Below are 11,933 nucleotides of genomic sequence, written 5' to 3' on the forward strand. Positions count from 1 at the left end.
TCAACGGCAACCAGCGGAGCGGATGAGTGCATCCGAGTTTTGTTGGATCAACACCCGCCACCCTGGAGGCGACCATGTCAGCTCTACGCAAGCTCATCCCGGAAGACGACTTTCTCGATACGGAGGCAGGTCAAGAGTGGCTGACCGAGTCGGTCGACGATCTGCTGTGCCGACGCCATATCGAAGCGCCGAATCCGGTGGGCCGAAGCAAGGTCCTGGTCAATGCTGATCACTTGCCGGAAGCCCTGGCGGATCACATGGCCGCGAACCCAGATCCAGACCGGTACATCGAGAAGATCCTGATTGAGCTGATCCGGCGCGGCGACGGCGGGATCTTGCACGCCTGGGCCGTCGAAGCCGTGGGCGGTGATCCACAAGTCGTTCGGACGCTCGCCGGCGACTTGGTCGCGGTGCACGCCAACGAATACCGCGATGCAAAGCGCGAAAGCGATCGCGTCGAGCAGGAGTGTGGGTTTTGAGCCCGCACATCCTGATCGACAAGGCGCTTGATGGCGTGAACGCGAGCTTCGCCCATGAAGAAACAGGTCTGTTGGTACAGCAGCTGATCACCCGCCTCTTCACAGATGGCGCGATCACCATCGACGAGTTCAACCACTACTGCAAGCGGCTGCGTGACGTCTGTCAGCAGCGCAAGGGGACGGCATGAGTACGGCACCGGTTAAATCGCTGATCGACGAGCAGCTGGAGGACATCGAACACAAGATCGCCCTGCTCGGCTTCGGTCTTCCTTTCAACGAGGTGATCGGTCGCGAGCGCGAGGAGTTGGTTTCGAATCTCCCGCACCGTCTGGCGCCGTCCATGAAGGGCAAGCGGATCGCAGTGAGGGTTCGGCCGTGACCGGTCACCAGCTCGCCCGCCGATTGCTGATCCGGCGCGGCTCGTTCTCCGCCATCGGCGTCTTCACCTTCCTGATGCTGCTCAGCGCCCTCGCCGATCGCATCACTCAATAAACCAAGCATTCAATCGCTGCGCTGGGCGCGGCAAGGATTCCTCATGTCCACGAATACGCGGATCTGGGATCAGGTCAACACGACCGATCCAAGTGCCACAAAGAACTTCACCGGGATGGGCGGCTTCAAGGGCACAGCCATCAAACCGACCTACCTGATGCGTAAGGCCACTGAAGTATTCGGCCCGTGCGGTGAAGGCTGGGGCTGGACGATTCTTGAGGAGCGATTCGACGAAGGCGGTCCGTTGCAGGCACCAACCAAGGAATGGCCCACCGCGCCACTGATCAACGCGAAAGTCCACACGGTGAGAATTGAGCTTTGGTACCAGGGCGAAGGGGGACAGAAATGCACCGTGACGCACTACGGGCACACGCCGTTCGTTCTCCTGCAGCAAGGCAAGATCATCACCGACTGGGAGGCGGCAAAGAAGTCGCTTACAGATGCAATCGGTAAATGCCTCCAGCCGCTCGGATTCGCCGCGGACATCCACATGGGACTGTTTGATGACGCCGCATATGTAGAGACGGTGCGTGATGAGGTTGCGATCGCCAAGGCTGAAGACAGGCAGGAAGAGATCGACCGCCAGCAACAAGAGCGGCTGGAGTACATCAAGTCGGTCATCGAAACCATGGGTGGTGCGCAGTCCGCTCAGGAGCTGAAGAAAATCCACGACGTTGCCGTGCGCAAACTGACCCTTCGCAAAGACACCAAGGGCGCCGAGCGAGTCTCGCTCGAGTGGAAACGAATCACCGAAGCAGCTGAGCGGGAGAACGCAGCATGACTCAACTTTACGCACTGACCGGCAAGCTCGCCGAACTTCAGGGAATGGCCGACACCGATGACGAGGGCCTGAAAGAAGCCCTGCAGCATGCAATGGACGAGATCCAAGGCGAGTTTGAGGTGAAGGCCGACAACATCGTCATGCTGCGCCGCAACATTGAAAGCGACGTGACCGCCATCGAATCGGAAATTGAGCGGCTGACCGAGCTGAAGCGGATCAAGTCTAACAGCGTTGCAAAGATCAGCGATTACCTGCGCCGGAACATGGAAGCCGCCAACCTCAAGTCGATCAAACGCCCGCTGTTCACCATCACCTTGGCCTTGGGCAAGGAGAAGGTCATCGTCGATAACGAAGACGCGGTACCGGACGAGCTGACCGCCGTGAAAACCAGCATCGCGCCGGACAAGAATGCGATCGCCGCCAAGCTCAAGGAGATTCGTGAGCACAACGAAGCCGTGCGCAAGCGCATCGCCGCCGGCGAAGACGTGGCACATGAACTGCTTCCGGAACCAGCCTGGGCGCACCTTGAGCGCGGCGAGAGCTCGATCCGGATCAAGTGAGGCCAGCATGATCAGCAACCACCTCAACCTGGTGGAGCAGCACCGGCCGGACGCTGAGGCGATCTCTGAACGAGTCGCCCAGTACCTGGCCGGCGGTGGACAGATCGACCAACTGAAAAGTCCGCCGCGCAATCCGCTGCCACCGCCCCGCTCGAAGAAAATAGACCCTGAAACGGTCCTCAAGCGGCGCCCGAAGCCGATATCGGCCGAAGAACGAAGGGCGCTGCGCAAGATGGCGGACTCACTATGAAATCGAAACGCAAACCCAACAACGGTTTCGCCCGGGCCGAGCGCAGTTGCCGGGCGCTACTCAGCACCAACCACGTCGCGGTAGTGCACATCGACCCGAGCGGCAGCCAGATCATGGTGAACTGGAAGAACTGCCGGCAGATCCGCAGTCTGGCGATCGCCAACGCCCTGTTCGACTTCTCCTATCACTGGACGATCTACATCGCCGCGATGTGCCGCGATGAGCTGGGCACCGAGTACCTCAAATCCACGGAGATCTCGCCGCAGGGCATGTACAAGGTCGAGCGCCTGACTGATGCGATCGAGCATTACTACCTGGATCTGCGAAAGGGCTGCAACCCGAACCACATTCTCGCATCAGGATGGATCGCCATCCCGGCCGAGATCACGCTGGAAGAGGCGCAAGCCGCGAAGCTGTTCTACGCCGCCGGTGCCTGGAATCAGGTGAAGGTCGCAGCGTGAAACGAACCACCAACCGGGCGGCCACGCGCCGCCGACAGACCTGGCTGGACTTGCCGGCCAGCGGAATTGAAGAGGTAGGTCATGGCCGAAGAGCAGGAACTTGCGTCGGTCGAGCCGCAGCTGACGGCGGAAGCCATCAAGCAGCGCAAGAAGCGCGAAAAGGCAGCAGCGAAGGACGCTGCATTGGGCGTCGAGAAGTTTACGGTTGAGGTCGCCGGGGTGTTCAAACCAGACCTCAAGCGGATCATGGAGGCCCACGGCTTCAACAACCAGCAGGAGGTGTATCAGAACCTGTTGCGGAACCTGATCGCGGCCAACTTCGAAACCCAGGCCCAGATGCTCAAGTGTGTCACGACACCTTTTGTTGTTACTGAAAAGGTGTCGCGCATCATTCAGGCGGCCGGCATGAAGTCGCTCGCTGACGATCCACCAGAGCCTGGCGACGAAGTTATTCCGCCGGTTCGTTCCTAACAGCGGATACGAGGTAAGAGGCTGCTTCTGCAGACTCTTGTTTTAGGCCGTGATCGGATACCCACGTGTAGGAAGCATTACCCAGAATGCCAACCTTCGCTTTTTTAGCTAGGTCAGAAAGGTCTATTCCGAGCTTCTCGGCTTCAAAGAGCATAGCGACTGCTGCTTGCTCAATTGCGATTTCTCTATTGCTTGGACCAGCCATCGAACTTTCTCCTTGATCCGGCTCCATGCCGGGCCGAACACAAATACCCCACTTCTACGAATCACGCCAGCCGGCGAGGATCCCCTATGCCTATTTACAACATCGTCAGCATGAGCGGCGGTAAGGACAGCACGGCTACGCTGCTGGTCGCCCGAGAGCTGGAGGTGCCGAACCTAAGCGCAGTGGTGGCTGACACCGGGCATGAGCATCCAGAAACGTACGACTACATCCACTACCTGGCTGAGGCCACGGGCGTTCCAATACGGTGGGTGAAGGCAGACTTCTCCAGGCAGATCGCCGGCAAACGCAAATTCATCGAAACGAAATGGCGCGAAAAGGGTGTGGCTGAATCCATCGTACTGGGCGCTCTGGAAGTTCTGCACCCTACCGGCAACCCATTCCTGGACTTGTGCCTGTGGAAAGGCCGATTCCCCAGCACCAAAGCCCGCTTCTGCACTGATGAGCTGAAGCGCAACCCAATCATCGAGCAGGTCTACCTGCCACTCATGGACGGCGAGAACATGCTGCTGTCCTGGCAAGGCGTGCGGGCCGATGAGTCGCCGTCACGCAAGTACCTGCCAGAATGCGACGAGGTTGGGGGCGGCCTGTTCAACTACCGACCGATCTTGAAATGGAGTGTCGATTCAGTTTTCGAGGCTCATCGAGCGGCCGGCATCAAACCGAACCCGCTGTACCTGCAAGGCTGCAATCGTGTCGGGTGCATGCCGTGCATCATGTGTGCGAAAGACGAACTCAGGCAGATCGCGGCCAGGTGGCCAGAGGAAGTTGACCGTGTGCGGGAGTGGGAGCGACTGGTGACCATCGCCAGCAAGAGTGGCGCCGCCACGTTCTTTGCCACCGTAACCGACCCCACCGTCAGATCTGCCGACAAGGTCAACGCCATCACGCATGGAATTGACCGGATGGTGGACTGGAGCAACACCGCGCGGGGCGGCCGGCAGTTCGACATGGTCGACCTGATCGCTCGCACCGACAGTCAGAAAAGCTGCTCTTCCGCTTATGGCCTTTGTGAATGATTGAATTTATTCGCGGGACTGGCTTTCAACTTCCCTTTCGCTTCCACTTCTGATTGGACTCGGCCTGCCAACTTCTGAAATGCGGCCGATTTTTTAAAGTCTGAAGAAACAAACATAATTTGCGTATTATGCAACTCAAAGGGAGTCCGAGCCACAGTACTAATTGATCGGCCAACATACATGCTGAATTTCATCCCAAGCAGACTGAATGAGTGAAGCCGATCCGGCCCACTCTTCCCTGAAATAGGAAATGTCATAACAGCTGAAGTATCTAAGTCGGAGTTCACATCGACGAGCAACAAAACGTTATCCAATGCCTCCTTGCCCAACAAAAAACTCCTGAATTTTAATTCGTAATGATTCCCGAGCGCACGCTTATAAGCGTCCCCTTCATAGCCCCAATCCCAGACCTGAGCCCTCCAAAAAATACTCATCGCAAAATAGAAAATCGAGTTTACAACGCCTGCATCCAGCAAACGGCTGTCGTAAATGTCGAATCTCTCACCTTTGGAGATTGGTGCCTCAGAATTTAACAGGTCCAGCAACGGGAATCCGGATGCAGTAGCCCAAAGCTGACCCATCCTTTTTTCTCCATTTTTTGAGAAAAGATCTTCGCACTCGATACAAAGCAGCGGACGCTTCACCTGCCTATCTGTTTGTATCGCGCTCTTTCTTCGTAAGTTAATCAAGACGGGTGGTCCATCACCCGTTTCTTCGGTTCCTCGAATATGAGGGTAGGCCGCCGCTGGCATAAAGTGGCTATCAATAAGCTTGCCTTTTTCTTCCCTACAAAGTGCGCAAATCATAACGCTAGCCCCAAAAAATCAATTCGGCCAAATATACCGACAAGGATCCCCGATGTCCGCACAACAGAAGAAACACCCCTTCGATTTCAAAACTCAATACGGACTCGGCTTCAGCACTCAGGACGATGAGATCGTTGTCGACTTCTTCTGCGGTGGAGGCGGCGCCGGTACCGGGCTGGAGATGGGACTGGGCCGCGCGGTGAACTTAGCGAAGAACCATAGCGCAGCGGCGATCAGCATGCATACCGTGAATCACCCGGGCGCCGTGCATTACACCACCGATGTGTTCGACGGTGACCCAAACACCGAGTGCGGCGGCAAGGCCGTCGGCTGGTTCCACATGTCGCCGGACTGCACGCACCACAGCCAGGCCGCCGGTGGGCAGCCGCGCAAACGCGAGATCCGGAACCTGTCGTGGATTGGCCTGAAGTGGGCCGGCAAGCAGAAGCCACGGGTGATCAGCCTGGAGAACGTGAAGCAGATCCTCCAGTGGGGGCCGCTGATCGCCAAGCGCTGCAAGTCCACAAGGCGCGTCGTGAAGCTGGGCGGCGGTGTTGCCGCACCTGGTGAAGTGGTCCCGGTCAGCCAGCAGTTTCTGGTACCGGACCCGGTGCGGCGCGGAAAGACCTGGGCCGTGTTTGTCGCCGAGTTGCAGCGTCTGGGCTACGCAGTTGAATGGCGGGTGATAAAGGCCTGCGACTTCGGAGCACCGACCAGCCGTGAGCGCCTGTTCATGATCGCCCGCTGTGACGGCCAGCCGATTGTCTGGCCCGAGCCGACCCACGCAAAGAACCCGGCCAAGGGACAGCAGAAGTGGCGCACCGCCGCCGAGTGCATCGACTGGACCATCCCGAGCAAAAGCATTTTCGACCGGACAAAGCCGCTCGCACCGGCCACCCTGCGCCGGATCGCCAAGGGCATGAAGAAGTTCGTCATCGATGCCGGTGACCCGTTCATTGTGCCGATCGCGAACTGGTCCGGCGAAAGCGTTCAGTCCGCGAGTGAGCCGCTGCGCACCGTGACGTCCTGGCCGCGCGGCGGATCGTTCGCCATGGCCAGCCCGATCATTGCCCCAGCCACGCACCAGGACAGCGACCGGATCAACGATCCTCACGCCCCGCTGCCGACGGTGACCTGCGCGAATCGCGGCGAGCTGACGCTGATCAGTCCGGTGATGGTCGGCGCCGGTGGCCCGGCGTACAGCGGCAAACCAGCGTCAGCCGATCAGCCAGTCGGCACGCTGATGACCCAGAACCACCGCGCACTCGCGGCGGCGCACCTGGTTAAGTTCCGGTTCTCGGATGAAGGCAAAGCCCTCGACGAGCCACTGCCGACCATCACCAGCGGGGGCAACTACCAGCGCCCGGCCGGCGCCGCCCACGCTATGGGCATCTCAACGGTGTTCATGGCCCAGATGAATGGCGGCTTCAACACCACGGACGCCAAGAGTATCGAAGACCCGATGACCACGGTGACCAACACCGGCAGCCAGCAGCAGCTGGTGACGGCGAACCTGGTGCACCTGCGCGGAAACTGCGATGCGCGGGATGCTGATGACCCTCTGCACACCATCAGCGCCGGCGGCACTCACCACGGGCTGGTCACTGCGTTCATGGAGCGCCAGTTCGGCACCAGCGTTGGCCAGGGCGTGGACGAACCGGCGCCGACCATCACCGCCGTCGGTGGCGGCAAGAGCTCACTAGTCGAGCTGCAACTCTCCCCTGAAGTCGAAGCCGGTGCGCTGCGGGTTGCCGCATTCCTGATCAGCTACTACGGCACCGAGAACATGAGCGCCGCCGACGCGCCAACACCAACCATCACGACCAAGGATCGGCTGGGCCTGGTCACCGTCACCATCAAGGGCACGCCGTACGTAATCGTCGACATCTGCCTGCGGATGCTGCAACCGGCCGAGCTGTACAAAGCTCAGGGTTTCCCCGCCGACTACATCATCAGCCACGGTGCCGACGGTAAGCCGTTCACCAAGACCCAGCAGGTGCACATGTGCGGCAACAGCGTCAGCCCACCGCCGATGGCGGCGCTGGCCCGGGCCAATGACCCATGGCGTCAGACGACATACCAGATTGAGGCCGCGTAACCCATAAGGCCGAAATACAGCTCTACGTCCTATCTACTATTACTTCCAAAGGCTGTCGTCTAAATTCCTAACAATTTTATAGTTCTTAAATGCAGTCCGGACTTTAAAACATTCAACCTCACCGTATCTATCACCAAGCGAACGCTTGAGTTGTTCTCTAGACACTGAAGAATTACAACCGAGAATCACCTGACGCAACTTACCAATCTCCGAGAATGGCTTGAAGTATAACTCACCAATCTTTTCTGCTTTGGACAACAGAAAAATTTGACGGACCTCCTTTTCATATGACCACTCGGAGTGCTTTATGCGAAGCTGCCTTAACATTATATTAAATCGTTCATCTTTCGATCTTTTGATAAAGCCTTCGGGGTCAAACTGCATACGACCTTTCCGATACTCAACCGTGTGCAAATCCTCGGCACTCACATCGAAAGCCAAGCATAACCCTTTATGCCTGTCCCCGTAATGTCCCCACTGAACAGGGCTAACAAACGTTTTACTAAAACAGAGCATCCCATATAGCTCAGCCACACGACTTTTGAAGTAAGAAATGGCTTTTCTCATACCTTCCTCAGAAGAGGAGTAGCACATCATTTCAAACGGATCATTTAAATCCATAACTGTTGCAACTTTCAGCCTAGCTTTTTCAAGGTTTTGCAAACCAAATTCTTGATTGCAAAAATGATAAACCCTAATCGTTGACGCATTTGTCATGTTTTCCCTCACCAGACAGAAGACAAGGCACCAAATATACCGTCGAGACTTCCCTATGCCCACAGAAAACAAACCGGCCGAGCCGCTTAAGGTTGAGCGCTCGACCGTTACGAAGCTGGTGATCACCGGCGCGCCACGGCTTGACCAGATCACCGTGTTCCTTGAGGACTTCGGGCGCCGCAACTGCCCGACCGAGGCGGATCCGAACTACCAGACCGCCCAAGGAAAGATCACGATCAACTGCTGGGACAAGAGTTGGAACGCCTACTGGGGCGGCATGGGACCTCGCACGGTTGCCCAGTTCGTGGCCGAATGTGATTGGCACTACGTCCTGAACTGCCTGGATCGAGGGATCAGCAGCACGCGGTTCAGCGGAAAAGCGCTTCACGCATTCGCGAAAAAGTGCATTGTCCAGCGCCGCCGGCAACAGACGGGCCGTCACGACTGGGAACTGGATGAGTTGAGCAAGGGTGAAGCCCGCGAGCTCTGGCATGACATCGATGTTCTGCGAAGCGTCGAGTCACCGAACGAATGCTGGCATCACGACAAGTTGCTGACCGAGCTTTTTGGTGATGAGTGGCACTACCCCGTCGGCGACAAGGCCGTCGAGGAAAACCACGAATTCACGTACCTGCAGCGCGTTGTCGAGGCAGTTCAGGAAGCGCTGCGGTAGGAACAGCCGCAGCAGGAGGCAGCATGAAGCGCATCTACCTCAGCGGGCCCATGACCGGCCTGCCCGGCCTCAACTTTCCAGCCTTTCACGCAATGACCACCAGCCTCCGCGATGCCGGTCATGTCGTCACCAACCCCGCCGAGCTGAATCCTGATGTAGGCAGCTGGAACGACTGCATGCGCCGTGACATCGCCGCCCTGATGGGCTGCGACACAGTAGCCACGCTCCCAAGCTGGGAGCATTTGAGGGAGCCCGACTTGACGTGCTGATCGCTGACCGCCTCGGCATGACGGTTGTGAATGCTCATGATCTGTTATCGACTATGAATCGGAAGTAGCAGGCCAAGGCCCTACATGAACAGGTTTTCCATTGTTTAGCCGGCCACCTATTGGCACAAAAGGACGTTCCACTTTCCATTTTATTTTTGAAAGTAGCTCGTAATAAAACGGTTCGGCTAGTTTTCCATGGACAGCATGGCAGCATACGTACGCAACGACATCCGCTAGTTGGAGAAGCTCGGGGAACGTCCCGCCAATGTTCGACTCTATTTTATATACCCCATTGGGAGCTGCTCCTATCGCCGAAAACCCGCGAGTTAGATAATGGGCCTGCTGCTTGGCACCGCCCCAGAAATCGACTTTTGAGTTATCAGGAGATGTATATATTTCGCACTGGGCTGCAATCGGCCCTTCTGACCCATCAGGATTAATAGCAAAGCATATATTTGCAAGTAAACCGAGCACACCCTTTGGATCATAACGAGTATTAAGCATGAAATTAGGCATACCAGGATCGTTAGACCCAACTTCTATCCCGCGATCAAAGTATTCTTTAACATCTTCCGAGGCATGAGAGTATCTAACCAAAACCTTATATTTATTTAAAATGGTAATAATATTTCGAAAAATACTTTCAACATCAACCCTATTCAAGTGACTTAGCCCAAGCTTTTCTTTCTGCTGACCGCTGGTTAAATTCCGACAGTGTAGATCCACTCCCTTCGGAAATCTAAAGCGTTTCTTTACAAGCGATATCTCTCTGAGTATTGACTTTAATTTTGTTCGTTTAAAGAAAACGTAAGCGTATACAAGTTGCCCCTTATATTGGCTATCGTCACCAAATGCCATATAAGGGGCACTAGTCAAGTTTCCGGTTACTACAGTATCTGTATCCATTAGCTTGTTTCCCTTCCGTAGGCGGGCGATTTCGCTAACCCACACTACTCCAGCAATGTCCTTTCGGCCATCTACTGGAATTCCTCCCTTCAAAGTCAGCCGCTATAGCGGCAAGGACGACTCATGTCTCAAATAAAGGAACGGCCGATCCTGTTCTCGGCGCCGATGGTGCGCGCCATTCTGGATGGCCGGAAGACGGTCACGCGGCGGCCGGTGAAAGGTGGCCAGCTCCCGACTGAGGACGTTTCAGTTGCAGCAGGTGAGCGTCACCGCTGGAGTGCAATCGCCCAGCGAGACCCGCGTTACGGCTTCTGCGTGTTTGGAGCGACAGAGGCGGAGTGCGCCAAGGAGCTGGAAGAGTTGGCGCCTTGCCCGCACGGCCGCCGCGGCGAGCGCCTGTGGGTGCGCGAGGCCTGGGCAGCTGATGCGCAGGTTGATGCGATCGCCCCGCGAGATCTAAGCCATGGCGAACCGATCTTTTACCCAGCAGATGGCGCAGTTCGGCAAACTGGCTGCTCCATGATCACCCAGGGTCGTGGCCGCCCTTCGATCCACATGCCACGCTGGGCCTGCCGCATCCTGCTGGAGATCACCGACGTCCGCGTCGAGCGGTTGCAGGACATCAGCGAGAGTCAGTCCATAGCAGAAGGAATAGTCGGAGTCGCCTTTCGCCCTGATGACGGATGGCCAATCTGCACCGGCTACATGGTCGGCCCGGACGATGGCAAATCGAAACTCGAAACCACAGCCGCCAAGGCGTTTGAGGGACTTTGGACTTCAACCGGCGGCGACTGGGACGCCAACCCTTGGGTCTGGGTCGTCGAGTTCAAACGGGTGCAGCCATGATCACGAAGTGCGTACTCGGCTGCACCCTCTTCTTCTGGCTTCCATTGGCCCTAACCATAAAGGCGGTGATCGGATGAGCGACCATTCAAAACTGAAACAATTGGCTGAGGCTTCGATACAGGCCTGGGAGAAGCACAGCAAAGCGGATAGCCATGAATTCCATGATGCTTGGTGTAAGGCGGTCACAGAATTCTCTGCGGCCGCCAGAGAGGAAGTCGTTCTGGCTTTGATCGCCGAAAGCGAAACACGCCGCGTCATGATCAAGGAAATGGATTTGATGTTCGGCCGCTACATCTTGGCCATGCGTTCTGCGCTGATCGAGGAGGAGCACGGGAAAGGGCCTGTCGCAGCCATGGAGTGGATTTACAACCACTGGTTGGACCGGGCCAGCTCCCGCCGGAGGGCGAGATCGACGCCCAGGCCTACTTCGATCGGGAGATTGTTGCGGTCAACACCGGCATGGAAGAGGTGCTGAAATTCCACGAAGCGCAGCGCGCCGCAAAGAAGGTGACGCCATGATCGCCCTTGCCTGGTTCACCTACGTGTACTGCTACAAGGGGCCGCGGCGATGAATACGCCCGTATCCATAAGCTACTTGTTCGACTCAGGCGTTTCATCTCCTTTGAAGCCCCAGCCTTGCTTTTTCGCCGTTTCGACTAACTCAGTAATCATATCCATATTGGGCAAACGTGCCTGACCCCGTGCAGCCTGGAGCGAACCATCTGGGCGTTTCCAAATAAAGCGATAGCCTCGCTGCTGCGAACCATCGCTGTAGTTGTAGTGGCACCATTGAAAGCAGAGAGTCCAGCCTTTCTCGGTAAATTTTTTTTCGACACTTTCGACCACGTGTACGCGTGCTTGAACAGCCATAGCCACCTCACC

General features: G+C 56.9%; 19 protein-coding genes. 14 read left to right on the plus strand and 5 right to left on the minus strand.

All coding sequences use genetic code 11. The features are described 5' to 3' along the window. Positions 1-74 precede the first annotated feature (74 nt). The 8 genes from CAF76_RS02875 (at position 75) to CAF76_RS02910 (ending at position 3,494) form a co-directional block, all read left to right on the plus strand. Complete coding sequence (locus CAF76_RS02875) at positions 75-479, plus strand: hypothetical protein (RefSeq protein WP_085646753.1); 405 nt, start codon at positions 75-77, stop codon at positions 477-479. After that, on the plus strand, positions 476-667 hold the full coding sequence (locus CAF76_RS02880; RefSeq protein ID WP_085646754.1) for a hypothetical protein: 192 nt from the start codon (positions 476-478) through the stop codon (positions 665-667). Before CAF76_RS02875 ends, CAF76_RS02880 begins: the two co-directional genes overlap by 4 nt. After that, on the plus strand, positions 664-858 hold the full coding sequence (locus tag CAF76_RS02885) for a hypothetical protein (protein WP_085646755.1): 195 nt from the start codon (positions 664-666) through the stop codon (positions 856-858). The genes CAF76_RS02880 and CAF76_RS02885 overlap by 4 nt, the downstream gene beginning before the upstream one ends. A 156-nt stretch (positions 859-1,014) precedes the next feature. Then, the gene (locus CAF76_RS02890) at positions 1,015-1,752 is read left to right on the plus strand and encodes a hypothetical protein (protein WP_085646756.1); all 738 of its coding nucleotides are present in this window, start codon (positions 1,015-1,017) and stop codon (positions 1,750-1,752) included. Further along, positions 1,749-2,312, plus strand: coding sequence for a siphovirus Gp157 family protein (locus CAF76_RS02895; protein WP_085646757.1), 564 nt, complete (start codon positions 1,749-1,751; stop codon positions 2,310-2,312). The genes CAF76_RS02890 and CAF76_RS02895 overlap by 4 nt, the downstream gene beginning before the upstream one ends. A 7-nt stretch (positions 2,313-2,319) precedes the next feature. Further along, positions 2,320-2,562, plus strand: a complete 243-nt coding sequence (locus CAF76_RS02900) for a hypothetical protein (protein ID WP_085646758.1) — start codon at positions 2,320-2,322, stop codon at positions 2,560-2,562. After that, positions 2,559-3,023 (plus strand): hypothetical protein, encoded by a 465-nt coding sequence (locus CAF76_RS02905; RefSeq protein WP_085646759.1) that lies wholly within the window; start codon positions 2,559-2,561, stop codon positions 3,021-3,023. Before CAF76_RS02900 ends, CAF76_RS02905 begins: the two co-directional genes overlap by 4 nt. Before the next feature lie 81 nt (positions 3,024-3,104). Next, positions 3,105-3,494 (plus strand): hypothetical protein, encoded by a 390-nt coding sequence (locus tag CAF76_RS02910; protein WP_085646760.1) that lies wholly within the window; start codon positions 3,105-3,107, stop codon positions 3,492-3,494. On the opposite strand, the gene CAF76_RS02915 is transcribed toward CAF76_RS02910, so the two are convergent. Then, a complete protein-coding gene (locus CAF76_RS02915) occupies positions 3,472-3,699 on the minus strand; it encodes a hypothetical protein (RefSeq protein WP_085646761.1) in 228 nt (75 codons plus the stop codon). The two genes, CAF76_RS02910 and CAF76_RS02915, sit on opposite strands and share 23 nt — an antisense overlap. 86 nt (positions 3,700-3,785) lie before the next feature. On the opposite strand from CAF76_RS02915, the gene CAF76_RS02920 reads away from it, so the two are divergent. Beyond that, positions 3,786-4,736, plus strand: coding sequence for a phosphoadenosine phosphosulfate reductase family protein (locus tag CAF76_RS02920; protein WP_085646762.1), 951 nt, complete (start codon positions 3,786-3,788; stop codon positions 4,734-4,736). Here the strand turns inward: CAF76_RS02920 and CAF76_RS02925 are convergent. Then, positions 4,718-5,542 carry a hypothetical protein gene (locus tag CAF76_RS02925; protein ID WP_143491800.1) on the minus strand — a complete coding sequence of 275 codons (825 nt, stop codon included), beginning with the start codon at positions 5,540-5,542 and terminating at the stop codon, positions 4,718-4,720. The genes CAF76_RS02920 and CAF76_RS02925 overlap by 19 nt on opposite strands. A gap of 52 nt (positions 5,543-5,594) precedes the next feature. On the opposite strand from CAF76_RS02925, the gene CAF76_RS02930 reads away from it, so the two are divergent. Next, complete coding sequence (locus CAF76_RS02930) at positions 5,595-7,640, plus strand: DNA cytosine methyltransferase (RefSeq protein ID WP_085646764.1); 2,046 nt, start codon at positions 5,595-5,597, stop codon at positions 7,638-7,640. Between the two features lie 39 nt (positions 7,641-7,679). On the opposite strand, the gene CAF76_RS02935 is transcribed toward CAF76_RS02930, so the two are convergent. Next, a complete protein-coding gene (locus CAF76_RS02935) occupies positions 7,680-8,357 on the minus strand; it encodes a DUF2971 domain-containing protein (protein WP_085646765.1) in 678 nt (225 codons plus the stop codon). A 55-nt stretch (positions 8,358-8,412) separates the two neighbouring features. Here CAF76_RS02935 and CAF76_RS02940 point away from each other — a divergent pair, with 55 nt between their 5' ends. Together CAF76_RS02940 and CAF76_RS02945 are read left to right on the plus strand one after the other, a co-directional pair. Next, the gene (locus tag CAF76_RS02940; protein WP_085646766.1) at positions 8,413-9,030 is read left to right on the plus strand and encodes a hypothetical protein; all 618 of its coding nucleotides are present in this window, start codon (positions 8,413-8,415) and stop codon (positions 9,028-9,030) included. 23 nt (positions 9,031-9,053) lie between these two features. Then, positions 9,054-9,299: a DUF4406 domain-containing protein gene (locus tag CAF76_RS02945; RefSeq protein WP_256579581.1), complete on the plus strand. Its 246-nt coding sequence runs from the start codon at positions 9,054-9,056 to the stop codon at positions 9,297-9,299. 51 nt (positions 9,300-9,350) lie between these two features. Here the strand turns inward: CAF76_RS02945 and CAF76_RS28325 are convergent, their stop codons facing one another. Beyond that, positions 9,351-10,205, minus strand: a complete 855-nt coding sequence (locus tag CAF76_RS28325; RefSeq protein ID WP_143491801.1) for a DUF3800 domain-containing protein — start codon at positions 10,203-10,205, stop codon at positions 9,351-9,353. A 123-nt stretch (positions 10,206-10,328) separates the two neighbouring features. Between CAF76_RS28325 and CAF76_RS02950 the strand changes: the two genes are divergently transcribed. Together CAF76_RS02950 and CAF76_RS02955 are read left to right on the plus strand one after the other, a co-directional pair. Then, positions 10,329-11,051 (plus strand): hypothetical protein, encoded by a 723-nt coding sequence (locus CAF76_RS02950; protein WP_085646767.1) that lies wholly within the window; start codon positions 10,329-10,331, stop codon positions 11,049-11,051. A gap of 73 nt (positions 11,052-11,124) precedes the next feature. Continuing rightward, a complete protein-coding gene (locus tag CAF76_RS02955) occupies positions 11,125-11,526 on the plus strand; it encodes a hypothetical protein (RefSeq protein WP_085646768.1) in 402 nt (133 codons plus the stop codon). Positions 11,527-11,642: 116 nt separating this feature from the next. Here the strand turns inward: CAF76_RS02955 and CAF76_RS02960 are convergent, their stop codons facing one another. Beyond that, positions 11,643-11,921 (minus strand): hypothetical protein, encoded by a 279-nt coding sequence (locus CAF76_RS02960; RefSeq protein ID WP_085646769.1) that lies wholly within the window; start codon positions 11,919-11,921, stop codon positions 11,643-11,645. Positions 11,922-11,933 lie beyond the last annotated feature (12 nt).

The sequence above is a fragment of the Pseudomonas sp. B40(2017) genome (assembly GCF_002112855.1).
Classification (GTDB): Bacteria; Pseudomonadota; Gammaproteobacteria; order Pseudomonadales; family Pseudomonadaceae; genus Aquipseudomonas; species Aquipseudomonas pharyngis.